General features: G+C 35.6%; 29 protein-coding genes. 16 read left to right on the top strand and 13 right to left on the bottom strand.

Translation table 11 applies throughout. The features are described 5' to 3' along the window. Window positions 1–13: 13 nt before the first annotated feature. From RV15_RS14370 to RV15_RS14360, 3 genes are read right to left on the bottom strand one after another with little or no spacing between them, the layout of a single operon-like run. On the bottom strand, window positions 14–1,480 hold the full coding sequence (locus RV15_RS14370) for an ABC transporter substrate-binding protein (protein WP_071878710.1): 1,467 nt from the start codon (window positions 1,478–1,480) through the stop codon (window positions 14–16). A gap of 26 nt (window positions 1,481–1,506) precedes the next feature. Further along, window positions 1,507–2,427, bottom strand: coding sequence for a carbohydrate ABC transporter permease (locus RV15_RS14365; RefSeq protein ID WP_071878709.1), 921 nt, complete (start codon window positions 2,425–2,427; stop codon window positions 1,507–1,509). 15 nt (window positions 2,428–2,442) lie between these two features. Then, on the bottom strand, window positions 2,443–3,390 hold the full coding sequence (locus RV15_RS14360; protein WP_071878708.1) for an ABC transporter permease: 948 nt from the start codon (window positions 3,388–3,390) through the stop codon (window positions 2,443–2,445). Window positions 3,391–3,885: 495 nt separating this feature from the next. Between RV15_RS14360 and RV15_RS14355 the strand changes: the two genes are divergently transcribed. Genes RV15_RS14355 through RV15_RS14320 form a run of 8 tightly spaced genes read left to right on the top strand, consistent with a single transcriptional unit; the run spans window position 3,886 to window position 11,188 of the window. Further along, window positions 3,886–4,476, top strand: coding sequence for an ECF transporter S component (locus RV15_RS14355; protein WP_071878707.1), 591 nt, complete (start codon window positions 3,886–3,888; stop codon window positions 4,474–4,476). Then, window positions 4,466–5,209 carry an energy-coupling factor transporter transmembrane component T gene (locus RV15_RS14350; RefSeq protein ID WP_071878706.1) on the top strand — a complete coding sequence of 248 codons (744 nt, stop codon included), beginning with the start codon at window positions 4,466–4,468 and terminating at the stop codon, window positions 5,207–5,209. The genes RV15_RS14355 and RV15_RS14350 overlap by 11 nt, the downstream gene beginning before the upstream one ends. Next, complete coding sequence (locus RV15_RS14345) at window positions 5,202–6,095, top strand: energy-coupling factor ABC transporter ATP-binding protein (protein WP_071878705.1); 894 nt, start codon at window positions 5,202–5,204, stop codon at window positions 6,093–6,095. The genes RV15_RS14350 and RV15_RS14345 overlap by 8 nt, the downstream gene beginning before the upstream one ends. After that, window positions 6,055–6,861 (top strand): energy-coupling factor ABC transporter ATP-binding protein, encoded by an 807-nt coding sequence (locus RV15_RS14340; RefSeq protein ID WP_071878704.1) that lies wholly within the window; start codon window positions 6,055–6,057, stop codon window positions 6,859–6,861. Before RV15_RS14345 ends, RV15_RS14340 begins: the two co-directional genes overlap by 41 nt. After that, window positions 6,858–7,799 (top strand): ribokinase, encoded by a 942-nt coding sequence (locus tag RV15_RS14335; protein ID WP_071878703.1) that lies wholly within the window; start codon window positions 6,858–6,860, stop codon window positions 7,797–7,799. The genes RV15_RS14340 and RV15_RS14335 overlap by 4 nt, the downstream gene beginning before the upstream one ends. Further along, window positions 7,784–8,833 (top strand): LacI family DNA-binding transcriptional regulator, encoded by a 1,050-nt coding sequence (locus RV15_RS14330; RefSeq protein WP_071878702.1) that lies wholly within the window; start codon window positions 7,784–7,786, stop codon window positions 8,831–8,833. The genes RV15_RS14335 and RV15_RS14330 overlap by 16 nt, the downstream gene beginning before the upstream one ends. Continuing rightward, window positions 8,830–9,780 (top strand): nucleoside hydrolase, encoded by a 951-nt coding sequence (locus RV15_RS14325; protein WP_071878701.1) that lies wholly within the window; start codon window positions 8,830–8,832, stop codon window positions 9,778–9,780. The genes RV15_RS14330 and RV15_RS14325 overlap by 4 nt, the downstream gene beginning before the upstream one ends. Before the next feature lie 13 nt (window positions 9,781–9,793). After that, complete coding sequence (locus RV15_RS14320; RefSeq protein ID WP_071878700.1) at window positions 9,794–11,188, top strand: YfcC family protein; 1,395 nt, start codon at window positions 9,794–9,796, stop codon at window positions 11,186–11,188. A 63-nt stretch (window positions 11,189–11,251) separates the two neighbouring features. Here the strand turns inward: RV15_RS14320 and RV15_RS14315 are convergent, their stop codons facing one another. After that, window positions 11,252–11,854, bottom strand: a complete 603-nt coding sequence (locus RV15_RS14315; protein WP_071878699.1) for a class I SAM-dependent methyltransferase — start codon at window positions 11,852–11,854, stop codon at window positions 11,252–11,254. Between the two features lie 10 nt (window positions 11,855–11,864). After that, window positions 11,865–12,455 (bottom strand): GDSL-type esterase/lipase family protein, encoded by a 591-nt coding sequence (locus tag RV15_RS14310; RefSeq protein WP_071878698.1) that lies wholly within the window; start codon window positions 12,453–12,455, stop codon window positions 11,865–11,867. Between the two features lie 238 nt (window positions 12,456–12,693). On the opposite strand from RV15_RS14310, the gene RV15_RS14305 reads away from it, so the two are divergent. The 3 genes from RV15_RS14305 (at window position 12,694) to guaA (ending at window position 16,601) form a co-directional block, all read left to right on the top strand. Beyond that, complete coding sequence (locus tag RV15_RS14305; protein WP_071878697.1) at window positions 12,694–13,779, top strand: hypothetical protein; 1,086 nt, start codon at window positions 12,694–12,696, stop codon at window positions 13,777–13,779. Window positions 13,780–13,885: 106 nt separating this feature from the next. Continuing rightward, the gene (gene coaA / locus RV15_RS14300) at window positions 13,886–14,809 is read left to right on the top strand and encodes a type I pantothenate kinase (protein WP_071878696.1); all 924 of its coding nucleotides are present in this window, start codon (window positions 13,886–13,888) and stop codon (window positions 14,807–14,809) included. A 235-nt stretch (window positions 14,810–15,044) separates the two neighbouring features. Continuing rightward, window positions 15,045–16,601 carry a glutamine-hydrolyzing GMP synthase gene (gene guaA / locus RV15_RS14295; protein ID WP_071878695.1) on the top strand — a complete coding sequence of 519 codons (1,557 nt, stop codon included), beginning with the start codon at window positions 15,045–15,047 and terminating at the stop codon, window positions 16,599–16,601. A gap of 56 nt (window positions 16,602–16,657) precedes the next feature. On the opposite strand, the gene RV15_RS14290 is transcribed toward guaA, so the two are convergent. From RV15_RS14290 to RV15_RS14280, 3 genes are all read right to left on the bottom strand, one after another. Next, window positions 16,658–17,872 (bottom strand): site-specific integrase, encoded by a 1,215-nt coding sequence (locus RV15_RS14290; protein ID WP_071878694.1) that lies wholly within the window; start codon window positions 17,870–17,872, stop codon window positions 16,658–16,660. A gap of 5 nt (window positions 17,873–17,877) precedes the next feature. Then, a complete protein-coding gene (locus RV15_RS14285) occupies window positions 17,878–18,108 on the bottom strand; it encodes a DUF3173 family protein (protein WP_071878693.1) in 231 nt (76 codons plus the stop codon). A 462-nt stretch (window positions 18,109–18,570) separates the two neighbouring features. Further along, the gene (locus tag RV15_RS14280; protein WP_071878692.1) at window positions 18,571–19,275 is read right to left on the bottom strand and encodes a hypothetical protein; all 705 of its coding nucleotides are present in this window, start codon (window positions 19,273–19,275) and stop codon (window positions 18,571–18,573) included. A gap of 154 nt (window positions 19,276–19,429) precedes the next feature. On the opposite strand from RV15_RS14280, the gene RV15_RS14275 reads away from it, so the two are divergent. From RV15_RS14275 to RV15_RS14265, 3 genes are all read left to right on the top strand, one after another. After that, window positions 19,430–20,170, top strand: a complete 741-nt coding sequence (locus RV15_RS14275; RefSeq protein WP_071878691.1) for a hypothetical protein — start codon at window positions 19,430–19,432, stop codon at window positions 20,168–20,170. Window positions 20,171–20,228: 58 nt separating this feature from the next. Next, entirely contained in the window at window positions 20,229–20,495 is a 267-nt protein-coding gene (locus RV15_RS14270) for a hypothetical protein (RefSeq protein WP_071878690.1), read from the top strand. A 62-nt stretch (window positions 20,496–20,557) separates the two neighbouring features. Further along, on the top strand, window positions 20,558–21,262 hold the full coding sequence (locus RV15_RS14265; protein WP_071878689.1) for a hypothetical protein: 705 nt from the start codon (window positions 20,558–20,560) through the stop codon (window positions 21,260–21,262). Window positions 21,263–21,628: 366 nt separating this feature from the next. On the opposite strand, the gene RV15_RS14260 is transcribed toward RV15_RS14265, so the two are convergent. From RV15_RS14260 to RV15_RS14245, 4 genes are read right to left on the bottom strand one after another with little or no spacing between them, the layout of a single operon-like run. Continuing rightward, the gene (locus RV15_RS14260) at window positions 21,629–21,976 is read right to left on the bottom strand and encodes a dihydroorotate dehydrogenase (quinone) (RefSeq protein WP_071878688.1); all 348 of its coding nucleotides are present in this window, start codon (window positions 21,974–21,976) and stop codon (window positions 21,629–21,631) included. 15 nt (window positions 21,977–21,991) lie between these two features. Continuing rightward, entirely contained in the window at window positions 21,992–23,443 is a 1,452-nt protein-coding gene (locus tag RV15_RS14255; RefSeq protein WP_071878687.1) for a T7SS effector LXG polymorphic toxin, read from the bottom strand. Further along, window positions 23,433–23,804 (bottom strand): hypothetical protein, encoded by a 372-nt coding sequence (locus RV15_RS14250; protein WP_071878686.1) that lies wholly within the window; start codon window positions 23,802–23,804, stop codon window positions 23,433–23,435. Before RV15_RS14250 ends, RV15_RS14255 begins: the two co-directional genes overlap by 11 nt. Beyond that, window positions 23,804–24,193 carry a TIGR04197 family type VII secretion effector gene (locus RV15_RS14245; protein ID WP_071878685.1) on the bottom strand — a complete coding sequence of 130 codons (390 nt, stop codon included), beginning with the start codon at window positions 24,191–24,193 and terminating at the stop codon, window positions 23,804–23,806. Before RV15_RS14245 ends, RV15_RS14250 begins: the two co-directional genes overlap by 1 nt. Window positions 24,194–24,549: 356 nt before the next feature. On the opposite strand from RV15_RS14245, the gene RV15_RS14240 reads away from it, so the two are divergent. Next, a complete protein-coding gene (locus tag RV15_RS14240; RefSeq protein ID WP_083429197.1) occupies window positions 24,550–24,798 on the top strand; it encodes a helix-turn-helix domain-containing protein in 249 nt (82 codons plus the stop codon). A gap of 111 nt (window positions 24,799–24,909) precedes the next feature. Next, window positions 24,910–25,773, top strand: coding sequence for a helix-turn-helix domain-containing protein (locus tag RV15_RS14235; protein ID WP_071878684.1), 864 nt, complete (start codon window positions 24,910–24,912; stop codon window positions 25,771–25,773). Between the two features lie 174 nt (window positions 25,774–25,947). Here RV15_RS14235 and RV15_RS14230 read toward each other — a convergent pair. Next, window positions 25,948–26,285: antirestriction protein ArdA (locus RV15_RS14230; RefSeq protein WP_245791387.1), on the bottom strand; the 338-nt coding region annotated here is incomplete at its 5' end.

Genomic DNA, 26,285 nt, shown 5'->3' with positions numbered 1-26,285 from the left:
GACTATACCTGTTTTATTTTTTCAAGAATTCATCGTATTGTTTTTGCATCTCAGTCATGACTTTATCGTAACCCGCATTAACGAGTGCTTCTTTTAATTTAGGGACAGTTTCTTCAGGATCAACAGTTCCTGTATTTAAACCATCCAAATATTGACTCATCACGTTTGCTATATTACTCATTTCCGTTTTCACATTCGACGTGACAAAATTGAAGCCTAGAATCGGAGATGTCTCTGCTTTAGCAATTGATTCATCACGCTCTTTGATCATGTCCTCTGTGATGCTATCTTGTGTATACAAAATTTTATTGTTCCCAGTATTCCAAGCAGGTAAGTGAGTATTTGGTTTGTAGCCATCTAATAACTTGATTTTATCCTCTTTACCAGAAATTTTTTCCCAAGCTTCGCCTTCGATTCCCCAAACTAATCCATTCAATAATTCTGGATCACTATTGATCTGACCTAATACTTCTACAGCTTTTTCTTTGTTTTTAGATGTATTTGAGACAACAAAGTTAGCCATTCGGGCTTGATCACTTGATTTCAACGGTGTAGTAAATGCTTTAGACACTAATTCTTGACCTGCAGCGTTGCTTAAAATCGTATCACCATAATCGTAAGGACCTTGTGTTTCTTGGCGAACGAACCATGTATTTCCCTCTAGTGGAAACTCTGTATTACTTGTGGATGCATCTGATGGAATGTAGCCTGCTTGGTACCATTTATGCATCGTTTTTAAAACATCCATAAAATCTTTGTTTTCGTATTGGTTGATGATTTTTTTTGTATCACCGTTTAAGTCGACAGCAAATGGATAACCATTTCCAATTGGAAAGTCAAAATCACCTTGTGCTTTGAAGCCTTGACCGATCGCAAATGCTGCGATAGTTGGTTCTTTTTCATGGAACGTTTTCAGGATACTTTCTGCATCTTTATATGTCTTGATATTATCGATCGATAATTTGTATTTATCTAAATATTGTTTATTGAATGTCAACACCTGTTGAGAATATACATTACCATTCACAGGGAATGCGTATAACTTACCATCCACTAAATTCCCTTTGATATAGGCTTCATCCAACTGATCATAGGCATCTTTAGCGAACTTCGGTGCCAGTTCAGTTAAGTCAGCATACGCACCTTTTTGCGCATTCGGTACATAATTATCTGCAAAGGCAATATCATAATTTTCACCAGAAGAGACAATCACACTCATTTTTTTCTCGTAATCGCCCCAACCAATATATTGAATATTTAGTTTCACACCTGTTTTCTCTTCGATCCTCTTGTTTGCAACTTCCATCAGTGCATCATAATTGTCAGGTTTATCCCCAATTTGATACATCATCAACGTATTCTCATCCGCTTTCTTACTGCTTCCATCAGTTTTTTCTTTACTGCCTCCACCACATGCTGTTAACGCACCTAAAAGAACAACAGCTGTACTTAAACCGATTACTTTTTTCCACGTCTTCATTTCTCTTCATCCTCATTTCCTATATTTTATTCCTTAACTCCGCCAATTGTTAACCCTTTAACAAAATACTTTTGGAAAAATGGATAACTGATCGCAATCGGCAATGTCGAAATAACCACGATCGCCATTCGAGCAGATTCTCCCGGTATTGCTGCCATCCCGCCAGATAATTGACTACTTGCTCCGGCATTTTGAGTCAGATATTGAATGTTATTTTGAATCTTCATCAATAAATATTGCAGTGGCACTAAACTATCTTTTTGAATATATAACAATGCGTTAAACCAATCATTCCAATAGCCTAAAGCAGCAAATAAGCTGATCGTTGCGATACCTGGTACTGCTAGTGGCAACACGATTTGAATAAAAATCCGCATCTCAGAAGCCCCATCGATCCGAGCTGACTCAATGATCGAATCAGACACTGAACGTTTGAAAAAAGTCCGCATCACAATAATATTAAACGGACTGACCGCCATTGGCAAAATCAACGCCCAAATCGTATCTTTTAATTGCAGTAAATTCGCTGTCACAATATAATTCGCAACCATTCCTGGAGAAAATAACATCGTGATCAAACAAAATACTGTAAAGAACCTCCGAAATGGAAAATTAGATCTTGAAATAACATAAGCATAGAGTGATGTCGCTGTACTATTGATCAACGTCCCCACTACTGTGACTATCACCGTCACAAACAACGCTTGAAAAATTTTCTCTTGCATCTGATCAAATAAGTACGTATAACCAAAGAAACTAAATTCCTGAGGCCAAAAACTATACCCATGAGCCGCTAATGCTGTCTCTTTAGTAAGTGAGATTGCCACAACAAATAAAAACGGCAAGACACAAGAGAGAGCGAAAACGGCAATCAACACATTAAAAAATAAATTGACAGGTCTATTAAATGAGCGAATTGCTACTTTTGAAACTGGCTTTTTCCTCAATATTTCCACTCCTCCTTAGAATAATGCCGAATCATTGTCGAAGCGACGAACGATCCCATTTGTGACCATCAACAAGATAAAACCGACCGTTGACTGATACAATCCAGCAGCTGCTGTCATGCCGATATCTCCTGTCGCAGTCAATCCGTTAAAGATGTACGTATCCAAAACTGACGTGACCTGATACAAAGAACCAGAATTTCTCGGAACGTTATAGAATAAACCAAAATCCGCTCTAAAAATATTGCCCACTGCTAAAATCGTCATAATCGTCATCAATGGTAATAATTGAGGGATCGTGACATTCTTGATCTGCTGCCACTTGCTGGCACCATCCACCATTGCAGCCTCATAATAAGTCGGATCGATCCCCATAACAGAGGCAAAATAAATGATACTATTATAGCCGATCCCTTTCCACGTTCCAATAAAAACTAAAATGAACGGCCAAAATTTCGGCTCACTGTACCAATTGATCGGCGTTCCCCCTTGACCTACAATCCATTGATTGAAAATCCCTTTATCTGGACTTAAAAAGGCATATACAAAATACCCAATAATAACCCAGGATAAGAAGTACGGCAAAAGAGACATCGTTTGATAGACTTTTACCAAACGCTTATTCCGTAGCTCACTCATCACGATTGCAAAAAATACAGAAATGACAAGGTTCAAAATAATAAACGTCACGTTGTACAACACTGTATTTTTCGTAATCAAAAAGGCATCATTAGAAGAAAATAAAAACTTGAAATTCTCCAAGCCAACCCAAGGACTCTCTTTCAGACTAGCGATAAACCCATCTGGCGAAATATGGAAATCCTTAAAAGCTACTACATTGGTCAAGACTGGAATATAAAAGAAAAAAATCATCCAAATCATTGCTGGGATCGCCATTAAGATCAACGCCTTATACCGCCATACATTCGTAAAGAAAAGCGAGCTCTTTGACTTTTTCTTCATTTCCCCAACTCCTTTCATCAAATTGTCTACAATAGAATTGTAGCGCTTTCAAAAAAGAATAAAAATAAACAAAATATAGATATTCTTATAGAAAATATAGATGTTGGGCAAATGAACCGTACAATTCTCATCTCCAACAATTCTCTGTCATAGACCGTTTTCTTATCTGCAGCATAGATAATAATCAATTTTCTTTGTATTATTTTATAAAACATCAGCTATTTTTTTGTAGAATAGTTTTTAAAACATCAACATCAAAATAATGAACTCTTAGTCTTACAAAAAAATCATCACATGACAAAAACAGTTCTTAAAAAGTGGACTACATCAGCCTTCTACTGAAAAAAAGCAGAAAATACCCTTGACAATTTTTTTAAGAATTGTACAATAACAGTTGTAATTGAAAACGATTTCTTTATTGTTTTGCTAAAACGTTTTAGCCTATTTTTTTATACTTTTGATAAAGCGTTTTATCAGTTGATTGGAGGGTACAACATGCGAAAAATTTTAACGAATATTGCCATTTTAAATTATTTGATTATTCCTGTCGCTGTTTCCATTAATGTCGTTGGTTACCAATTATCTCAAATTTTACGGTTACCTATTTTATTAGACTCAATCGGTACCATTTTAGCTGGTGCATTATGTGGCCCGATCATTGGAATTTTAACTGGTGCTTTGACTACTTGTATCAACGGAATTATCAATCCAATCGTTTTTGCTTACATTGGAACGTCCATGATCATTGGGCTAGCGGCCGGCCTCTTATCTAAACAGCATCTATTAAGCACTATTCCCAGAGTGATCGTTTCAGCTTTACTTCTTTCCATTTTAACTACACTTTGTTCTGGTATCGTTACTTTCTATTTATTCGGCGGAGCAACTGGCGGAACGGGTTCGCTGCTAACAGCCTCTTTACTTGCTTTGGGCCAAAAACTTTTAACTAGTGTTTTATCAGCTCAATTAATTCAGGAATTGATCGATAAAAGTCTTTCACTTTTAATGGTTTATACTGTTTTGAAATCGCTACCAGATCGATTTTTGATTAAATTTGAGAATGGCGGAGGTTATCTAAATGAAAACTAATCTCCTACGACTGTATCCTGGTTCAAAATTAATCATTTTGTTTTCGCTTTGCCTTTCGGCACTGATCGTTAATAACATCCTCTTTTATCTATTGATCCTACTTTTGTTTCTCGGACTTGCATCCGCTGCGTCCATTTTTAAGGAATACAGCAAAACACTATTTAAAACGTTGGCTGTTCTAGGACTTTTCATGTTTTTAATGATCTCTATCACAACAAAAGGCACTGATTTGATCACTAGTTTTTTCGTCTTTGATGTTTACCAAGAAGGGATCGACCGTGCTTGTTTATTGATTGCTAGAATTTCTGTTTTGTGTGGCGGTTTCTTACTTTTCTTTAAAATCACTTCATCCGCAGAGCTTAGTTTTATCCTAACTAATTTAGGCTTTGGTCCAGTTGGTGTTTTCGTTGTAAAATCAGCGATACAAATGGTACCTGAAATGAAAAAGCAAATGAACGTGATCATCGAGGCGCAAAAAAGCCGCGGAATGGATTTTAGCGGTAATGCCTTTACTCGATTTCGAAAGATGATTCCAACTATGTTGCCATTAATTCTTTCTTCATTTTACAGTACGGAAGAAAAATCGTTAGTGTTAGAGGCACGCGGTATTTCTATTCCAGGTAAAAAGGCGCGTTTGTATCAACCTTTAAAAACGAAAAAAGATATTGTTATTTACAGTTTGATGCTTCTTTATCTACTGATTATTCTTGTTTGGAGGTTATGTTATGCCTAAAGTTCAAGTAACAAATGTTTCTTACCGCTATCCTTTAGAACATAGTTGGGCACTTCACCAAGTGTCACTGGAAGCGACCGCTGGTGAAATCATTGGTATTATTGGCAATAATGGGCACGGAAAGACCACTCTATGTAATGTTTTAAGGCGGTTTGCACCTGATTTTTACAAAGGCGAACTAACCGGAGAGATTCTTATCGACAATAAAAAGCTGCAAGACTTCTCTAGAGAGGAATTAAGTAAAACAATTGGTTTCGTCTCGCAAAATCCTTTTGTCCAAATTACTGGTGCAACTGAAACAGTTTTCGAAGAGATTGCTTTTGGACTGGAAAATTTAGGGATTCCGCTTGAGCAGATCACAGTCACAGTTGAACGAATTATTGAGCAGTTTGATCTTGGTCAGATCGCTGAAAAAAACCCGTTGCATTTATCTGGCGGGCAAAAGCAAAAAGTCGCTTTAGCTGCTGTGATTGCGATGGACCCGGAAATTTTTATCATTGATGAACCTACATCACAGTTGGATCCACTTTCATCCAAAGAAATAATTAAAATGATTCAAGGCTTGAAGCAAAAAAATAAATGCGTCTTTTTGGTGGAACACAAAATGGATCTACTCGCAGAATTCGCTGATCGACTATATGTATTAGATTCTGGTCAAATTTACACTAGCGGTACTCCTGTAGAAGTGTTCAATCAAATCATTCACAGCTCTTTAGCCGTTGATTGTCCTCAGCCGCTCTATCTTTTAAAGGATTTGGTTGACCATTCGATCATTCCAGATGCTCCTCAGCTGCCGGTAACTAGAAAGAGCGCTTTAGACTATTTAAGAAAAGAGGTGGAGATGAATGACCATTCTAAGCGTCCGAAACATGACATTCTCTTATGATCAAACGGTAGTCTTAAAAGACATTTCCGTGGCATTTGAAAAAGGAGAAAAGGTGGCGATCATTGGTCAAAATGGTGCTGGAAAAACAACTTTATCCAAGTTATTGAACGGCTTACTAAGACCAGATCAAGGAAGTATTACTCTATTTGGAGACGATATCTGTGACAAAAGTACTTCCGTTATTTCTAAACATGTTGGTTACTCCTTTCAAAATCCAGATGATCAAATTTTTCATGACACCGTCAAAAAAGAAATTGCTTTTGGACCTGAAAACCTACGTTTTGACACCCAGCATGCAAAACAAGCTATCGATAATGCTATTAGGTTAAGCGGTTTAACAGAACTTTTGGATACACCGCCATATAATTTACCTTTCTCGCAAAGAAAATTTGTCACTTTAGCGTCCGTCATCGCAATGGAACCAGAGATTATCATCTTAGATGAGCCTACCGCTGGACAAGATAAGGCAGGAATTCAACAACTGGAAAAAATGATTCATACCCTAAGCGATACAACGATCATTGTCGTTACACATGATATGGAGTTTGTTGCTAGGAACTTCGATCGAATACTTGTCATGGCCAATGGGCAAATTCTTTCAGATAGCGGGGCAAAAGAAACCTTTTACAATAAACCACTAATGGAAAAAGCAAATATTGAACAACCTTATCTGATGTCTGTCGTTGAAGAATTTTTATTCCAGCAGGATATTACGACAGTGGAAGCATTTCGCCACCGTCTTAAAAATGGGAGGATACAGCAATGAGTAAAGTAATGGTTTTAACTAGTTTAAATGTTGATTACACAATTAAAACAACGAAAATTCCAGAAATCGGTGAAACCGTCGTCGCTTCTGATTTGATTGAAAATTTTGGTGGGAAAGGAGCCAATCAATTACTAGGCATTCATCGTCTAGGCGTTGACACCATTGCATTTGGAAAAGTTGGTAAAGATGCGTTGGGAGAAAAATATCTTCACCATTTGCAAGGCCAAGGAATCAACACAACCTATATCTCCCAAGGGCCAGAAAAAACCGGTTTAGCCTTCATTGTGGTTGATGAGGCAGGTCAAAATAATATTTGTATATTGCCTGGCGCCAATGGCTCAATTGATCAAACCGACTTGGATAACATTCGCGACAAAATCGCTGATGTCGATATTATTGTTTCACAATTAGAGGTACCGATTGCCATCACCAACACAATCTTTTCAATCGCGAAAAAATTGAACAAAATAACCGTCTTAAATCCAGCACCGTTTAAAGCATCTTATAAGATGTTGTTGAAAAACACAGATATTCTAGTGCCAAACGAATCAGAATTTATTTCAATGACTAATTTACCAAATAAACAGTTATCACAAGAAGACATCTTACAACTAAGTCCGCAAATCCTAAACGAAGGTCCGAGTTATTTGATCGTGACCATGGGTGGCGCTGGTGTGCTGGTGACTAGTCCAGAAGACCAACGATTTATCTCAGCTAAAAAAGTAGCTGCAATTGATACAACAGCCGCTGGCGATTCTTTTATTGGCGGACTTGTCTCACAATTAGTCACAACAAAAGAAGCTATGCCAACGTTTGAACAAGTGGTACACGCTGCCGAATTCGGCAATAAAGTAGCTGCTTTGACGGTTCAAAAAAACGGTGCCCAAGATTCTTTGCCAACGCTCAAAGAGGTGACGAACTATTGGTTAGACAAATAGAGAAGTCTGGAAAGAAAAAAAATGCTGTTACCATCAAAGACATTGCCAAAATTGCCGGTGTCTCACCAGCTACTGTTTCAATTGCTATCAATGATAAAAAAGCACGAATCAATACTCAAACCAGAGAGAAAATCAAACAAATCGCCCAAGAACTAGGCTATCGAAAAAATCAAAATGCCAGTAGTCTCGTCACCTCAAAAACGATGAATATCGGGGTGATCGTACCAGATATTTCCAATCCCTTTTTCTCGGAATTAGCTAAATCTTTAGGCGACTATGCTATTTCTTATGGCTATAATATTTTTATTGCTAATTCTTATAACGATTTTGAGCAAGAGAAAAAGCATATTCAAAGCTTTATGGAACAAAATGTTGATGGCTTGATTTTAACTTCGACCAATCCTCAACAATTAGAAAAACAGCAATTAACACTTACCATGCCAACCTTGTTTTTGGATCGCCAAGGTGATGATCATGAACAATTATCGATTGGCGTTGATGACGAACAAGGCGGGGCAATGATCGCTGATTTATTTCTCCAGAATGCACACGACTCTATTTGTGGAATTGTTTCAAAGAACCTTGGAAATAAAGCACTTAAACGAATGAAGGGCTTCATCTCCAAACTTGGCAGCTCAGGAATTGCTACCACTAATATCCCCATCTATGAAGGCCAAGATGAAGTCAATGCTGCAAAAATCGCTGCAGGTTATATCATTGCTGATAAACGTTCAGCAGTTTTTGCAGCCAATGATCTGATTGGATTATATTTGATCCGTGAATTGTTGGATTTAGGTATACGTATCCCAGAGGATGTCTCTGTGGCAGGTTTTGATGATATTCCGATGACCCAAATCTTCAATCCAAGATTGACGACTATCCGTCAACCCATCGAAGAGATTGGTAAGGAATCCATCAAACGATTGATTACCATAATCAATGGTACTGCTACCAAAGAAACAGCTATTTTACTACCTCTTACTCTTATTGAAAGAGATAGTGTAATAAATAAAAAAGGAATGGTGAAAAAATGACTAAGAACAAAAAAGTAATTCTAGACTGTGATCCAGGACATGATGATGCCTTTGCTTTGTACCTTCTATTAGCTGCTGAAAATATCGATCTGATTGCCGTGACAACTGCCTCTGGAAACCAAACACAAGAAAAGACTTATGGTAATGCGAAAAAGCTTTTAGCACTTGCAGGACGTGAAGATATTCCGGTAGCAAAAGGGTTTCGCAAGCCAATCAAACATGAACTAACCATCGCGGCGAATATCCATGGCGAATCTGGCATCGATGGTGCGATCTTACCAGATATTCCGATAGAAGAACCCAAAGAAAAGGCCATTGAATTAATGGCCCGAGTGATTCAAGAACAAGATGAAAAAGTTACGATCGTTGCCACTGGACCTATGACGAACGTTGCGATCTTTTTATTAGCCTATCCAGAGCTTCACGAAAAAATTGAATTGATTTCCTTTATGGGCGGGGCTTGTTTTGGTGGAAATTGGAGTCCGAATGCTGAATTTAATATTTACGTAGACCCTGATGCTGCGGATATTGTTTTAAAATCTGGTGTGCCAATCGCAATGTTTGGTTTAGATGTGACCTTAAAAGCACAATTTATGAATGAAGACATCGATCGTGTTCGTCAAATCAATACTCCTGTCGGCAGAAACTTTGTCGGTATCTTAGAATTTTTCAGCACAAAAATAGCACAGCCGTTTCTAGCACCAAGCGATCACATCGAAGGTCAACACTTACACGACGCTTGTGCTGCAGCTTATATCGTTGACCCGTCACTGTTCAAGATGGTGCCATTAAACGTTGCTGTCAATACGGCTGAAGGGCTTAATTACGCTTCAACAATTGTTGATTACAATAAAAAAACAGGCCGTAAAGAAAATGCTTTAGTCGGATTCGATCTTGATCGAACCAAATTTGTCGAGTTAATTATTGATTCTTTGTCAAAATTTTAAAGGAGAGAGATAAATGAAAACCAAATTTAAGTTCAAATTTCCCAATCCCTACGTTTTACTGCTCAGCTTTTTATTTATTGCATGCTTAATGACGTTTTTAATTCCTGCTGGTTCATTTGATCGTGAAACAGTGGAGGGCATCGCAAACCCAGTTGTTGTTCCTGGAACCTATAAACGAATCGACAGTACGCCTGTAACACTTGGACTGCTACTCGGCTCCATTTCTCAAGGAATGGGCGAATCATCTGCTATTATTTTTCTAGTCTTTTTATCTGCTGGTGCATTTGTCGTCTTTAATAAAACAGGTGCTATCGAAGGCGGTATCGGTGTGATGATTCAAAAAATTCAAAAAGCACACGTCCCCTCTTCTGTCGTTATTTGGCTTTTGACCTTCCTATTTTCGATTCTAGGATTTGTCAGTGGACCTGATGCGTTGATTCCATTTACGATGGTTGCGGTCTCCATTTCTCTAGGTCTTGGTTATGATTTAATTTTAGGACTCGCTTTAGTTTTAGCTGGTAGCGGAATCGGTTTTGCCATGTCGCCGATCAATGCGGCTGTTGTTGGTACACCACAATCAATCATCGGATTACCGATTTTCTCAGGAATGGGCTTACGTGTGGCGATGTGGTTCGTGAATACTTGCGTGATTGCGATCATGTTCACGATTTATGGGAATAAAGTCAAGAAAAATCCCGAGAAAAGTGCGGTTAGTGATGTGGATACACAAGGCTTGTCTTTATCAAAAGAAATTTCTTCTTACTCACTTAATCCAAGACAAATTGGCGTTTTGATTACATTTGTTTTGATGTTTGTCTTTACTGTTGTTGGCTCATTAAAATTTGGGTGGTATTTAAACGAAATCGGTGGAATCTTCCTTGTCGGCGGCGTGATTGCCGGATTGATCTATCGTTTGCCAGTCAAAGAAATCATCAGCGGATTCGTTGAAGGTGGTGCATCAGTTGCAGGTACAGCACTTTTAATTGGGATTGCCCGAGCAATTCAAATTATTTTGACTAACGGCAATATTTTGGATACGATTATTCAATCATTATCTGGACCATTGTCTAGTTTAAATCCGATCGTAGCGGGAATTTTCATTTCAATCGTGGTTGGCTTTGTCCACATTTTTATCACCTCTGGTAGTGGCTTATCTGTGGCAATGATGCCGATTATTGCACCATTAGGCGTGATGGCTGGACTTTCTTTACAAGCTACCGTTTTAGCCTTCCAAGTCGGTGGCTCTGTTTTAAATATGATCATCCCGACATTAGGCTCAACGATGGCCATGGCTGGAATGGCTCGTGTTCCTTATGGTAAATGGTTAAAAGAAGGCTGGAAAATGGCAGTTCCTGTAGTCATTGTTTGTTGGATTTTCATCATTATTGCTGTATTGACAGGTTATTAAACATAATTAAACAGCCGAGAAAAACAAATCAAGTTTTTCTCGGCTGTAATTTAGATTCATTTTCTATTCTTTGATACTTCTCAAAATATAATAACCTTTATCTTTTGTAACAATTTCTACATTTCCAAAGACTGCTTCCATTTTTTTCTCAGCACTCGGTGCGCCTTGTTTCTTCTGAATCACGATGGTCAACGTTCCACCAACTAAAAGTCTGGGATGTGCTTCACTTAAAATTTCATGAACTACTCTTTTCCCCGCTCGGATCGGTGGATTACTGATGATTGCAGCATATTGTTGTTCATGAGTCTCCGCGTAGATATTTGAGGTGTGGATATCGACATTTTCCACATGGTTTTTCTTCGCATTCTCTTGCGCTAAAGCCACCGCACGCTGATTAACATCGATCATTTCCACCGTTCTACCACTAAGTGTTGCAAGCGTTAAGCCAATTGGACCATAGCCACAGCCGACATCAAGAAGCTTTCCTTCTGGCAACTCTTCCCACTCAAAAGCATCGATCAACACGCGGGAACCAAAGTCCACTGTATTACGAGAAAACACACCACTATCTGTTAAAAACTGGAATTTCTTTCCTCTTAATTCAAACGACCACTGCTCTAAATCATGAGCTAGATCCGGATTCTCTGTATAATAATGATTATTCATTTTCTTCTTCCTAACTATTTTCTTTTGTCACCAGTCTACCTTTTATTTCGCGAACAATCAAGGCAGCGAGTAAGTCATAACCTGTTTTAGAAAAATGGAGTCCGTCTGCTTGTAAAAATTCATCTGTGCCAGGGTAAACCACCATTGCTTTGTATAAATCGATGACAGGAATCTCATATTTAGCACCAATCACTTTTACTCGTTCGACATATTCACGAATCCGATCATCAGCACGTGTTGGTTTTCTAGCGCAATCTACGTATGGCGGTGTGAGTAACACGACTTTTTCTTTGCCGATTTTAGTGATCATTGTTTCGATATTTTCTGCGTATTTTTCTAAAGGAACTAGGTTGTCACTATTCGTATCATTGGCACCAAAAAAGATCGTTACGATATCAGCTTTTTCTACTAAGACTTCTTTTTCTAAACGTTTCATTGCGTCTTGCGTGGTATCTCCTGGCATCCCAGCATTTACGATCATCACTTCTTCATAATGTTGAGCCGCCAGATCTTCTGTGATCAGATTTTGTAAAATCGGCGTGATAGCTTCTTCGCCATATCCAGCTGTGATACTATCTCCAAATAAAACAATTTTTTTCATTAGGTATTTTCCTTTCTCAACTTGTTTTCTTTATTTATCATACCATTGAAAAGGCTGTTTTGCCGAGGCAAAGAATTATTTTAGCAGTAAAAATAAAACCGCCCCTCCTCCTATCCAATCATAGGATTTAAATTTAACTAATATCCTTAAAAATTGACTAATTGTCATAATCATATTGAAACAGTAATTCTTCCATTATACAATAAAGTTAAACAAAATAAGATAGGAAAACAAATGTATGAATAAAAGAAGAATACTCGGCCTAGCCTCGTTATTATTTTTAATTACGCTTGGCGGATGCCAAAAGACAACTGCACTAAAAACAGAAGAGTACGATCTAGCTATTATTGATTCAAAAAACATCACAACCTTTCTTGAAAAAGACGATAAACTAGAAAAAGTGGAACAACTTAAACGAACAGATGGAAATCTAAATTTTTGGCGCAATAATTTTTGGACAATGGATAATCATTACTACACAAAAACCTCTGAAAATCCCAAACTTGAAGTTTCCTTAGCAAAAATTGGTCGTGACTTAGCCATTGATCTTGTCAAAGCAGAAGGAAATGATGCCTATACTTCAAATGTAGACGGGGAATTTTTTTATACTACCGCCTGTTTTAGTGATCGAACAGAATTTTATAAATATGATAAGAACTTGAAACTACAGTTGAAAAAGGAACTCCGCAAAAAAGAAAGTATCCTAACCAATCAATTGATCCCTCTAGGAGAGTATCTCTACGTTTTATGTGGCTACACTAACCCTGATGACGGATCAAGCAAAAATATGTTAGTGAAAATGACAAAGGAATTTGAAGTGATCGAAGAAACAAATTTAGGTGATGAAACAAGTGCATACATGAGAATGGTTCATTTTCAAAATAAACTTTATATTACAGAAGCCAATACTGGCATGAGTGCAACTGGTGAACCAGGAGAAGCAAATCGTGTACTTGTATATGACCTAGCAACAAAAAATAAAGCGTATCTCACTTTGACTTATCCTTATCCGATGGAAATATATGTAGACGAGCCAAACGAAAACCTAATCATTCGTCACTATGAGCTCTATGTAAAAAGCTATACATGGTCCGTTTACAACTTGAAAGACCAATCAGAATCGTTCATTCATTTCCCTGAATACGAAAAGTTGGAACAAGAAAAACATATAAATCCTCCATTTTTCACTCAGGATAGTGGTTATTACTATTTTATGTTCGATGATCAACTCACCAAATATGATCCTAAAACAAATACACCGATCAAACTAGACTTGTCAGCCTATGACTTTGAAGATACAAGTGCTTTGATTATGAATAAATAAGAATACACAATAAAACTCTACTTTAACCACTCAGTAGGGTTTTGTTGTTTTATGAAAGATGCTATAATAAGCACAGAAATAAATGTTGGCTTTGGTGGAGGAACCGATGGACGATAAAATGAATTATTACCCCATTTCACGGAAGGAATGGCAGGGCTTCTATCATAACGGCAAAGCGCCGCTGACAGAAGAAGAATTAGAAGATATCAAAGGCTTCAATGATCAAATTTCATTGCAGGATGTGCAGGACATTTACGTGCCACTGACCCATCTGATTCATTTATATATGAAAGAATTTGAGTCTTTAACTGTTAGCAAAGGGCTATTTTTGCATGAATATGTACCTGTTCCGCCTTTCATCATCGGGATTGCTGGTAGTGTAGCTGTTGGAAAAAGTACCACCGCTCGTTTACTGCAGCTGATTTTATCCAGAACCTTTAAACGCCGCAATGTCCAACTGATTACGACGGACGGCTTTTTGTATCCAAATAAAGTATTGGAAAAAAAGGGCATTATGGATCGGAAAGGATTTCCAGAGAGCTATGACATGGAAAAGTTGATCGACTTTTTAAACCAAGTCAAAAATAGCCAAGAAGAAATCAAAGCACCACTTTATTCTCATAGTGTATATGATATTATCGAAGGCGAATATGAAGTGATCCAACAACCAGATATTCTGATCGTTGAAGGAATCAACACACTCCAATTGCCTGCCAATCAGCAAATTTACGTCAGCGACTTCTTTGACTTTTCGGTCTTTGTAGATGCAGAACCGAAGCTGATCGAAAAATGGTACCTTGAACGATTTGGCGCCTTACTCGATACGGCCTTTCTTGATCCAGATAATTACTATTATCAATATGCGATCGGCAATCGTGAAGATGCCTTTGCGATGGCTAAAGAAGTTTGGAAAACAGTGAATTTGAAAAACTTAGAGGAATATATCTTGCCAACTCGAGGCAGAGCGGATATTATACTTCATAAGACTGAAAATCATATAATTGATGAGATATTTATGCGGAAATACTAAAGAAACATGTAACACTTAACTTGATTCTAAAGGGGTCAGAATTTTCCTAACGGAAAATTCTCCATAAACGGTGTAAAAAAAGCAGGTTCTTTGCTTTGAAACACAAAGAGCTTAGCGATTTGATGTTGAAAAGTACAAGACGCAACCTTTGCGTGTTGTTCCTTTTCTGCTCGAACCTAAACGCTTTTTTTACAACCTCTTTTTAGATAAATCTAAATGGATAGGGGTAATAAATGTGACCAATGTTGCCGATTTGACAACTGTCGAAAAAATTATTGTTTTAGACTTTGGTAGTCAATATAACCAATTGATTACTCGACGTATTCGTGAATTTGGCGTGTTCTCAGAGTTATTGAGCCACCGAATCACAGCGGATGAAATCCGTGCCATGGCACCAAAGGGAATTATTTTCTCTGGTGGCCCAAATAGTGTTTATGATGAAAATGCGTTTAGTATCGATCCTGAAATTTATGAATTAGGCATTCCAATTCTAGGGATTTGTTACGGTATGCAACTAATGATGCATAATTTAGGTGGAAAAGTTGAACCTGCTGGCAACCGTGAATATGGTAAGTCAGAGCTATCACTTTTGATTCCTGATTCACCTATTTTTAAAGGAACACCTGAAAAACAAATCGCTTGGATGAGTCATGGTGACCTTGTCGCTGCCATCCCTGATAGCTTTGAAACGGTGGCAACTAGTGCAGATTGTCCGTTTGCAGCAGTTCAAAATACAGACCGCAACCTTTACGGTGTGCAATTCCATCCAGAAGTACGTCATTCTGAATATGGTAACGACTTATTACGTCACTTTACGTTTGATATTTGTCATTGCGAAGGCGACTGGACAATGGGCAACTTCATCGAAATGGAAATCAACAAAATCCGCGAACAAGTCGGCGATAAAAAAGTCCTTCTTGGCCTTTCAGGCGGCGTGGATTCAAGCGTTGTTGGTGTGCTTTTACAAAAAGCCATCGGCGATCAATTGACTTGTATCTTTGTAGATCATGGTTTATTGCGCAAAGGTGAAGCAGAACAAGTTATGGATAGTTTAGGCGGAAAATTTGGCTTAAACATTATTAAAGTAGATGCGAAAGAACGTTTCTTAGATAAATTAGCTGGCGTTTCTGATCCAGAGAAAAAACGTAAAATCATTGGGAATGAATTCGTTTATCTTTTCGATGATGAAGCGACAAAACTTGATGGCATCGACTTCCTAGCACAAGGTACCCTTTATACAGATATCGTAGAAAGTGGAACTGAAACAGCGCAAACGATCAAATCTCACCATAACGTGGGCGGATTGCCGGAAGATATGCAATTTGAATTGATTGAACCGTTGAATACTTTATTTAAAGATGAAGTTCGTGCTTTAGGAATCGAATTAGGCATGCCCGAAGCACTAGTTTGGCGCCAACCATTCCCTGGTCCTGGTTTAGGGATTCGTGTGCTTGGTGAAATTACTGAAGAAAAATTAGAAATCGTGCGTGATTCTGATGCGATTTTACGTGAAGAGATTGCCAATGCTGGTTTAGATCGTGATATTTGGCAGTACTTTACTGTGTTACCTGGCATCCGTAGTGTGGGTGTTATGGGTGATGGTCGTACGTATGATTATACTGTGGGCATTCGTGCAGTGACTTCGATTGATGGAATGACGGCTGATTTTGCGAGAATTCCTTGGGATGTGTTGCAGAAGATTTCTGTGAGGATAGTGAATGAAGTGGATCATGTGAATCGGATTGTTTATGATATTACGAGTAAGCCACCTGCTACTGTTGAGTGGGAATAGTTACCGGCGAGTCTCAACCCCTTGTATACCAAGGGGTTGAGGCTTTTTTGTTGCTGTCATTGCAACTCCATTGCAACTTTTTCTCTATACTTAACTGTAAATCCATTTGATGGGGACATGTCATTATTCGTTTGACTTGGTTGGTAATTAACTATACCACTTAACCTAGTGGCTACTCCAAAGTTACTATTGGGATACAAATGACCGTAAGTTCCAAGAGTCGTTTCAATATCTTCATGTCCTAAGCGATCCTTAATAAGGATCGCATTCTCTCCCATACTAATTAAAAGAGAGGCATGAGAATGTCGTAAAGCATGAAGTTTGATTCTATGAACACCTGCAAGCTTTGAAAAACGTTCGATTGCACGAGCAAGAGTATGTTTTTGAGTCGGAATTCCATTATAGGATAGTACAAAGTCTGTAGTTATGACTTCCTTTTGTACTTGCTTCCATTTCTTTAGAAACTCTAGTGTGACATCATCTAAAACAATCTGACGAATACTTGCCCTAGTTTTTGGTTCTACTGGGTAGTATTCACGCTGATTCTTGTAAAACAACGTTTTAGTAATGTTTAAAGTTCCTGTCTCAAAATCAATATCCTTCCAATACAATGCAGTTGCTTCACCAGAACGCATTCCTGTCATAAACAAAAGCCAAAGAGAAACAAAAAGAAAATGCTGATAATAGTCTTCTGTATATATGAATGAGATCACTCTCTCAAACTCTTCTTTTGTCCAAAATTCAACTTTAGTTTTTTGTTTTTTAACATTACCAACAATTTTAGAAGGATTTTTTTCTGTCAAATTCAACACCACTGCTCTATCCATAGCCACTGAGAATATTCCTTGTACATTCCTTATATAGGAACGACTTAAATTTTTAGATAGCTCAATTTGCCAAGCTTGAACATGTAAAGGCTCAATATCTGATACAGCAAGATGATAGAAATATTGAAAATGTTTTCTAATAGTTTGGGCTCTGTTTTCATAGGTTCTAAGTTTGACCCTTGTTTTGTAGTATGGTAAGAAGATATCTTCGATAAAATCGGAAAACATTATCTTCAATTCTTTTTCTTCATCAATAGAAGATTCAAGAAACGAGCTTTTTTCAACTCTTAATGCAGAAAGAGCTTCCTTCGCTTCTTTTTGAGTTTTAAAGCCACTACGATATTTTTGTATTCTTTTTCCAGTCAAAGAGTTCTTACCCAAGAAAACTCTAAAATAATAGGTACCATCTTTGGCTTTTTTTATTTCATTTTTATTTTTTGTCATAATATCTACTCCTTGCGATTTACGCTAGAGTGCATATTAGACATGGTATTTTGATTGTTAAGCTTTATACCCAAAACTTTCTCAACAGCCTCACAGGGAACTCTATCTAACTTTCTTGATAGATAATAAGTATGTCCTTTAGCAATCATTAAGTTTTTTGCTTCCTTAATGATTTTGGCTGAGTGAGTTGGTCCATACCCTAACTCAATAAGGTCTTTTTTTGTTAGTGTAAGCATAAGCCTCCTCTCTATAGATTAACTACTCAATCATGACTTAGTTACCTATAATTATACCATAAAAACGTTGGTTTTATTGGCTTTTCGGGGATTTTTTTGTGCAAAAGTTCTCTTTAATACTAAGCTGATTGCAGTTCACAATCACATAAGCATTTCAGCTTCTCCCTCCATGTATGAGCGAGCCTTAACGGGAAGTATCATTATCATTCACACAAGTCATGGCACTTAAACCTAACTTTGATTTAATGTGAAATTGAATGGTTATCGCTTATATTATGGCGCACTCAATCTCACAGGCTTCTTGTGTAAAAAACGTACTTAGTATTTGATATTCAATTTTCAAAGATCATTTTACTTCTCACTATATAAATAAGCTTTTTAACAAAAATATGAAACCATTCGTTCAAAATTACTAGAACAAAAAAAGTAGCAATAGAATTTTATCTCTATCACTACACGTTTTTATTCAGTTTCAGAAGATTTTGAATCACGATTATTTTCATCTAATTCAAAAAGGTATTTACAGTCAATAAGGATAGAAAGAACCTGCCTTCTATTAAAAGTGTACATAGCTTGAAGTGAATAAGTTAATATTAAAGGGAACGCAAGAAGCAATAGTACGCCAAATGCATTTTCATATATCAAACTAACAATATCTTTCTGACTAGAGTTGAAGGAGGACATCATTAAAGAGTTCAATTCTTTCATTTCTTCCTCTGTCAATGCCTTAATAACAAAATCAATAACTTTAAAAAAAGTGTTGCCGAAAATTGTAGCAGTCAAAACAATCAAAGTTGTTAGAATACCAACTGTCCATTGAGAGAAGACACGAATATTGTTCAAGGAATACTTAATTTCTGAGATTAGACTGTTTACACTGGTCTCTACAATACGACCGTCAGATATCATTTTTCCACATGCTTCTTTCCTAATGTATAGCATTCTATTTTTTTGCCATTTTGTATAAGCGAAGCACCCGATGCCTAAAAACAATAAAATAACTGATCCCCAATCCAGTATTAAATCTTTAGTAGTCAGCTTATAAAAATTCCAAAAAATGGCTAAACAAAAGAACCAAGCCAAATAGTAGAAGAATCGCTCTCCCCAACCAAAAAAACCATATTTTGCTAAAATTAATTTTTTTACCTCTTCATAATATGCACTCATAAATCACTCTCCTTCTTTAACATATTATATCGAATAAAATCATTAATGGAAGATATTTTCATCTTTTAAGAAGATAAATATCTTTCATTCGTAGTTTTAATGTATAATCAAATTATCTGTAAACAAAAAATGACCAGAAAGAAAGGTGTTAGTCATGAGTGATAATTTAAATGAGCAAAATAAGATAGAACAACTCTGTCTAAATGCTGTCAGAAATTCTTTAACAAAAGAAATGTGTTTTGGTGTGTCTGATAATGAATACGAACAATTAAAAATATGGTTGGGAAGTGCTGTACCTAACGAAAACAGCAATGCTTTTCCAGACTTCATATTTGAAGGAGGTTTTATAGAACATTTTGCTGTTACATCTTCTTCTGAAAATAGAAAAGGTTCAAAACATAAAGCTGAAATGACTAGATTTGAGAAAGGGAATTTTGACAAATTTTCCAAAGCAATTAATGAGAAAGAAAAAGGTGAAACTGTCAAACATTTTTCTAATAAGACGTATGCTGGTCACTCACATGAAAATATCGTAAATTCAATTAAAAAGAATTGGAACAAACATGTTGATAGTTTAGAAAAATATGAAGGTATTAAAGAGCACGGGATTTTTTTGATAGAGTACGCAGATACTTTTGCAATGGAAACAGCTGAGATCATAGGTAATCAAATTTCTGAGGTTTATGATTCCTACAGAATGAATACGGATAAAGAATTATTGGAGTGGTTATATAATTATAAGGAAAAAATAGAGTATATTATTTTATTTAATGTTAGTTCATTAGAAATAATAAAAGTTAATCAAATAATGAATTTTATTGATGGTGTACCAAAGGGACTTTATGTAGGAATGCCTACCATTGTTTCCGACAGATATATTGGATTTAATGTCTAGTTGCTCTCAATAAGGATCAGAGAAGGATTTTATCCAGAAGGGAAAAGGGAATATTTAATTGGAACATTTTAATGAAAGCACAGTAACAATAAAAGGTTCAAAATATTTAGTTCCAACCAGTGTAATAGTTTGGTGTGCTGACCAGAAGAAAAAAGAAGTTCCTCTTTCGTTGATTACATATCACATGTTGCCAATAGCGCCAAAGGAAGTACAAGAGTGGATAAATTCAAATCCATTCAACTTTGAATTGTTCAGAAAAATGTTCAGTATGGATTTTGATTCAAAAGAAATTAGTAAACGTTGGGTTCAGAGTCATCATAATTAACGTTTAGCCACTCGAATTTTGACTCAATATTTACACTAAAATAAAAAATGGAGGATAGGGATATGGCATATGCATTTACAGAAGGAAAAGAATATAAAATTGATTATTCTAAAATAAAAAAGACTCTCATAGATCAGGCAAAAGAAAACATATTTCACTTTGATCATAATCTTGAAACTTATTTAGACTCATGGATTAAGTTATTACAGGAATGTGAGAGTCTTTCAATTGAACAAATTTTAACCAATACACAACACTACCAAATTGTCGAAACGTTTAGAATATTTCATCAAGATATCAACTACGACGGACAAAAAATAAAAATTCATTTCAACGCTGAATTGATAGCTAATGAAATTAATTATTCGCAAGCTACAGTTCATAGTTATGAGGTATCAGATTTTTCTGATGATAATGCACAATTTTTATGGACTAAAACAGAAGATTCAATCTTTCCATTAAGCGAGAGTCCTATTCTTGCGGTTCCATTTAAATCAGGGTTCCATACGTATTTAGTAATTGATGGCAACCACAGAGTGACAGAATGGGTTAAAACGCATGAAAAAATTCCTGTGATACTATTAAGGACGAATGATCCAATGCTTAATCAAGCTATTTTCTCTTCAATTTTTGATGAAATGTTTTATACTTTTATTTTTGATTGCCATATTATGTCAATTTACAGAAACCTAGAACCCAATCTACCTGATGGCAACTTATTTAGTAAATCATATCTTAATACGGGAGTATTAGATGATACTCTGTAAAAATACTCAAAAAAGTAGTGGGGAATCTTAATCCCTCACTACTTTTCTTTAGACTTATATTTAATAAGTCTCATAAAATCACTATTTGAAATTTTAAGCATGCATACGTGTTTTCTTAAAATAATAAAACAAGTGGAGCACTAGCTACTATGAATCTACTTAATGTGCTTATCTTGTTTCCCTTTAACTTGATTACTATCCTTGTAATCAAGTTCATTTTTATTTAAGTTATAGAGGTAATTTCTAAGTCCTTAAAATAAAAATTAATAGAATCATTTTCATAATCTTCTAATTTAGCGATTGTCAGCTTACTAATCAAGGCTTTACTATCCGACTCCAATCTGATAGTAAAGTGCCCTTTTTATTTTATGTGTATTCTATAAAAATACTGTTACTTGAATTATTTTTTAATAATTCTATTATTTTTATCAATATCTCTTGAGAGACTTTGCCTAAAGTTAATTTATCAATTGACTCAAATTGTTTTAATGCTTCTTGATTATTAGGAATTTCCCAAGGGCTTTCATCATACCAACCTTCATACAAATTATAATAATATGCTAAAGACTTCCACTCGCCATTTACTGGTTGTATCGCTCTCATTATTTCATCAAAATATCCATCCCACATTTTGATACCCACTTTTTCATTTTCTAAAAAAATATAAATATCAATTTCAGGGTTTCCCTCAAATCCTTCATAATAATTATCCATACATGACATTCCTTTCTATTCTTTCCAGTGACCTTCTGTTAACATTTTATCTTGTTCAGGTGTACTAACACCATTTTTTCTATCTGTTATCGCTTTTTGCCAATCATTTTTACTAACCCATTTATCTTTTCCTACTAATATTTGTTGTGAACGTCGTTGACCATCGGCTGTTCCTGGAATAGTTTTCTCAACAACAAATGTATTTCCTTGTCCTTCTGGTGCTCCTGGTGTTCTAGTATGCCAACGCACTTCAATTGTCTCTCCATTTTCTTTCCACTTATAAGATATTTGTTCATATCCATTTTTAGATTGAGCTTTTATATTTGCATCTTCTGGAATATTTATTGGAGATTTTTTCTTATATTGATTGGCTAACCTTAATCGCTCTGCCTCAGTTAAAGTAGAGAGTTTTGGAACTTCAGACCCACTGGCTTTCTTAGAAGAAGAGGGGGCTGTAACAGCGCCTTTATACATCTTATAAGTGCCATAAACACTAATAGCAACAGTGGAAACGGTACTTAACACAAATCCCCAACTTCGCCATTTCTCCCAATCTTCTACTGGAAACCCTGTATTTGGATCAATTCCAGTATTAATGATTGCCAAATGGTAATCAAATTCGGCTGTGCTATATTCTTTCATTACCTCTACTTTACCATATTTAAGCGCCCATTCCTTATACTTTTTAGTAACTATTAAATCAGCTTGGGTTGCATAATAAGTACCTTTTTCGACTAGCACCCACTCTCTATAACTACCTTCATTAATTTCCATCCAAACTCGATCACCTATATCTGGTGGTGCTGACTCATTTTCCTTCTCTTTTCGTTGTTCAGTACATTCTGAAAGATAGTTCATACTAGCTTTTTGACCGCTAGTCAGCACATAAGCACTACCATCTGAATTGAAAGGAATACCATTTTTAAAACTATTAATCATTGTTTGAATGTGTTGTATTTCAGTGATAATATTAGAAAAGTGATTAGAATGTGCACCTTCAAATGATTCTACTTTTTCTCTCTTAGCCTTCAATTCATTTTTTCTAGATTCAGCACCTCTAACTGTATTAGTCATTTGTTGCATATCTGCTAGTGGTGCCTTCTTAAATTCATCAATTATTTCTATGTAGCGCTGTATCTCTTGCTCAATTCTATTTTCTGCGGTCTCCAACTGATCTGTGTCAATTTGTTCGCCAACACTGCTTGTTACCTGCTCAGAGAAATCCAACTGATACCGAATCATCTCTTGATTTGCATCCTCAATTACACAAGATAAATTTTCAATGACAGGAATATACACTTGTTCATAATACTTTTTAGCAGTCTTTAAAGCTTTTCCTTCCATTTCTGGGTCAATAATTATTTCTTTAAAAACATTTGCTATACTTTCCAGTTGCCCAGTAGTTTCAGGTACTTTATTTCCAAACAGAACAGCGATTGATTTTATTTCGGCAGAGTCAACTTTCATCATTATTCTCCTTGCTGTATAGTTTTTTCAAAACCCGTTCTGTTTCGGTTATTTGTTCCTGAATATTAGCCTTTTCCCTTTTAATTGAATCAGAAGATTCTTCGTATTGTTTAAAGAAATTCCGTTCTTCATGTCGCCAATCCTCTGTCATATTTCCAATGAACTGATTAGCTTCATTTCCATGCCAACCATCTGAAATTAAAGATTCAATTTCTCGTTTTAATGGTGTCATTTCTTCCATAATAATAGCACCGTTTTCGATTTTTCTTTGTATTTTAGCTAATTCATCATGATCTTGTTCAAGTCTTTCAATTCGCTGTTTAGTTTGATAAACTTCTTGATCGAATTTATAATTATCCATTAATTTCTCCCTGCACTTTTCACTTGCATTGGATCTTTAAGATTAAGTCCATCTAAAAGTGAACTTTCAGTTTTTGCTAACGGATCATTTACGGTTGATGCAATAAATTTATCAATTCCTAAAAGCCTACCCAACACTTGATCCAATGTCTCGAATTCTTCTGTTGTGCTTGTAAAAGAAACACATTCCTTAGACAAAGCGTCTTTCATATCTGAAATAACACCTTCCAATTGACTCACAACCTGCTTCATCTGGCTAGTAGAACCTAAATCTGAATAAGCACTGGTTAGGCTTAAAGGAACGTCAAAAGATAATAGTTGATGATTTTCGTTTAGTTTGTGAGCGTATTTTTTTGCCTCTGGTATATTAATCTTAATTTCATTTTCCAAATAAACACCTCCATTATTCTATACATATAATCTTACTACACAAAAACATGACAATTCAATATTTTTTTCGAACCAATTGATAAAAATCGAAAAATAAGCATGTCTTTATCTGAATTTATATCCGTATTTTTCGTTCAGCATCAAAAAAGTATAATTTTTTTAAAGTAACAGCAGTGAATATATTACACATTCAGCTTTAAGAGAAGGATAATAAAATATAATAGAGAAGAAGGGGATACTTTGCTACTAGCTGCAGTATGCATCAAACAAAAAAACTAATCATTTTTGAAGAGTTTTCACTCTTTTAAATACTTAGCATCTAAAATGAAACTACTAACTTAGAAGGAGTGACAACAATGGAAAATATTAATATTTACAGTATACAAATTGAAAGATACGAAGTTGATTTGTCTTTTATACGAGAAAGAAGGATGGAATTAGGTTTAACTCAAGTTGATTTAGCTAGTTATTTAGGGTATCAAAATTCAAGTTCTTACTACAAATTGGAAAATGGAGATAGCACATTAAATGCTATTCATCTTCCAGTTATAGCTCAGGTGTTAAAATGTGATCTTGATTCACTATACAAAAAATGCCTTGCATAAAATACAAGGCTGACAACTTTTAAACTTTGATAAAATGATGCACAAATAACTCAATCCAAGTATACATATACAACCCCCCTTTCCAAATGAATTAACATAAGGAGAACATTAATGAAAATTGGTACTACTCTAAAAAATCTACGAACTGGGAAAAATATCACACGTCAAAATTTAGTCAAAGGAATTATGTCTGTTAATCACTATTACAAGGTTGAAAAAAATGAGAACAATCTTTCTGTTGATAAGTGCATTAAAATTCTTTCAAGGTTAAATGTAACCTTCGACGAGTTCTTATTTATCGCAAATGATTATAAAAATAATTCAAAAAAATTAGTAGGTGATACTGCAATCAACTTATATTATTCTGGTCAAAACACACAAGAAGAGTTGCAAGAACTCCAAGAAAAATGCATCGAGTTATTTAAAAAAACAGATGATGTGTATTACCAACACCATTCTATTTTGATCTCAACCATGACAAATAATCTACAACTAACGAAGCAAGAGATAGACATACTTATAAACTATTTTTTCAAAGTGGATAATTATGGATTATATGAAATAAAGATGTTTACAAATTTTGCCTATCTTTTTGATTCAGATATCTTGGTAATACTATCTAACAACATCTTAGAAAAATTCTTAAAGTTTGAAGCATTTGAGGAAACGAATAAAGACTATGTATTTTTTCTGTTAAATTTAATAAATGTTTTCCACACCAGAGCTGAAACTGATCTAGCTTATCGTTTTATTGAGCTTGCTGAAAATCAAATCAAGAATAGTACAGACTTTTTCAGTTTAACAGTTTTAAAATATCATCAAGGCATAAATAAAATTCAAACAAAAAATTTTTCAGGAAAAGAATTAGTAGAAGAAGCTCTGTTGATTTTCAAAAAATTGCATAATAATTTTTATACTCTTTACAAGAAAGAATATGAGGATTATTTAGATCTTTACAAACAGCCATATTCCTAAATTAATCTTTTTTTTACTCATACTATGTTCACCTCTAAGTTGATATGCAAATAGCTTATCATAGATTTGTACGTAAAAATGATAATGTATAATATATTCACACTCATGATTAGATCAACTCTTAAAGCTGAACCCCAGAATTCAAGATGATTACTTTGAATTTTGGGGTTCAGTTTATTTTCTGTTTAAATCAAATTTATAGACTGCTTTAATAAACCTTTCTGCTAAAGATTGAGGAAAATCATACTCTCCTACAGAAAATGGCACATCATAATCAGTAATAAAATACTCTTCATACGAATAACCAAATTCATCCACAAACTCATTTCCCACACAAATCGTTTGATACGCTTGTGCCAAGTCTTCCTCATCAAATGGAAAGTGTAAATACACACCTAACAAAAATCCTTCATTATAAGCTTTCAAATTAGTGAGATATATCCAATGATCGCTATCTCCGCCAACTCTTTTTCCGTCTTGTTCCATCATCATTTCTTCCGTTACTTTTACTA

Origin of the sequence: Enterococcus silesiacus (assembly GCF_001886225.1) — a bacterium.
GTDB classification, from domain to species: Bacteria; Bacillota; Bacilli; order Lactobacillales; family Enterococcaceae; genus Enterococcus_L; species Enterococcus_L silesiacus.
This window is presented reverse-complemented; position numbering and strand designations above follow the sequence as displayed.

Excerpts from the sequence above, each read along its gene's own strand:
- RV15_RS14335 (WP_071878703.1), top strand. The coding sequence starts at position 6,858 with ATGAGTAAAGTAATGGTTTTAACTAGTTTAAATGTTGATTACACAATT.
- coaA (WP_071878696.1), top strand. The coding sequence starts at position 13,886 with ATGGACGATAAAATGAATTATTACCCCATTTCACGGAAGGAATGGCAG.
- RV15_RS14255 (WP_071878687.1), bottom strand. The coding sequence starts at position 23,443 with ATGAAAGTTGACTCTGCCGAAATAAAATCAATCGCTGTTCTGTTTGGA.
- RV15_RS14265 (WP_071878689.1), top strand. The coding sequence starts at position 20,558 with ATGGCATATGCATTTACAGAAGGAAAAGAATATAAAATTGATTATTCT.
- RV15_RS14235 (WP_071878684.1), top strand. The coding sequence starts at position 24,910 with ATGAAAATTGGTACTACTCTAAAAAATCTACGAACTGGGAAAAATATC.
- RV15_RS14340 (WP_071878704.1), top strand. The coding sequence starts at position 6,055 with ATGACCATTCTAAGCGTCCGAAACATGACATTCTCTTATGATCAAACG.
- RV15_RS14325 (WP_071878701.1), top strand. The coding sequence starts at position 8,830 with ATGACTAAGAACAAAAAAGTAATTCTAGACTGTGATCCAGGACATGAT.
- RV15_RS14350 (WP_071878706.1), top strand. The coding sequence starts at position 4,466 with ATGAAAACTAATCTCCTACGACTGTATCCTGGTTCAAAATTAATCATT.
- RV15_RS14305 (WP_071878697.1), top strand. The coding sequence starts at position 12,694 with ATGAATAAAAGAAGAATACTCGGCCTAGCCTCGTTATTATTTTTAATT.
- RV15_RS14315 (WP_071878699.1), bottom strand. The coding sequence starts at position 11,854 with ATGAATAATCATTATTATACAGAGAATCCGGATCTAGCTCATGATTTA.
- RV15_RS14285 (WP_071878693.1), bottom strand. The coding sequence starts at position 18,108 with ATGCTTACACTAACAAAAAAAGACCTTATTGAGTTAGGGTATGGACCA.
- RV15_RS14260 (WP_071878688.1), bottom strand. The coding sequence starts at position 21,976 with ATGGATAATTATTATGAAGGATTTGAGGGAAACCCTGAAATTGATATT.
- RV15_RS14360 (WP_071878708.1), bottom strand. The coding sequence starts at position 3,390 with ATGAAGAAAAAGTCAAAGAGCTCGCTTTTCTTTACGAATGTATGGCGG.
- RV15_RS14280 (WP_071878692.1), bottom strand. The coding sequence starts at position 19,275 with ATGAGTGCATATTATGAAGAGGTAAAAAAATTAATTTTAGCAAAATAT.
- RV15_RS14275 (WP_071878691.1), top strand. The coding sequence starts at position 19,430 with ATGAGTGATAATTTAAATGAGCAAAATAAGATAGAACAACTCTGTCTA.
- RV15_RS14370 (WP_071878710.1), bottom strand. The coding sequence starts at position 1,480 with ATGAAGACGTGGAAAAAAGTAATCGGTTTAAGTACAGCTGTTGTTCTT.
- RV15_RS14290 (WP_071878694.1), bottom strand. The coding sequence starts at position 17,872 with ATGACAAAAAATAAAAATGAAATAAAAAAAGCCAAAGATGGTACCTAT.
- RV15_RS14320 (WP_071878700.1), top strand. The coding sequence starts at position 9,794 with ATGAAAACCAAATTTAAGTTCAAATTTCCCAATCCCTACGTTTTACTG.
- RV15_RS14355 (WP_071878707.1), top strand. The coding sequence starts at position 3,886 with ATGCGAAAAATTTTAACGAATATTGCCATTTTAAATTATTTGATTATT.
- RV15_RS14240 (WP_083429197.1), top strand. The coding sequence starts at position 24,550 with ATGGAAAATATTAATATTTACAGTATACAAATTGAAAGATACGAAGTT.
- RV15_RS14310 (WP_071878698.1), bottom strand. The coding sequence starts at position 12,455 with ATGAAAAAAATTGTTTTATTTGGAGATAGTATCACAGCTGGATATGGC.
- RV15_RS14250 (WP_071878686.1), bottom strand. The coding sequence starts at position 23,804 with ATGGATAATTATAAATTCGATCAAGAAGTTTATCAAACTAAACAGCGA.
- RV15_RS14345 (WP_071878705.1), top strand. The coding sequence starts at position 5,202 with ATGCCTAAAGTTCAAGTAACAAATGTTTCTTACCGCTATCCTTTAGAA.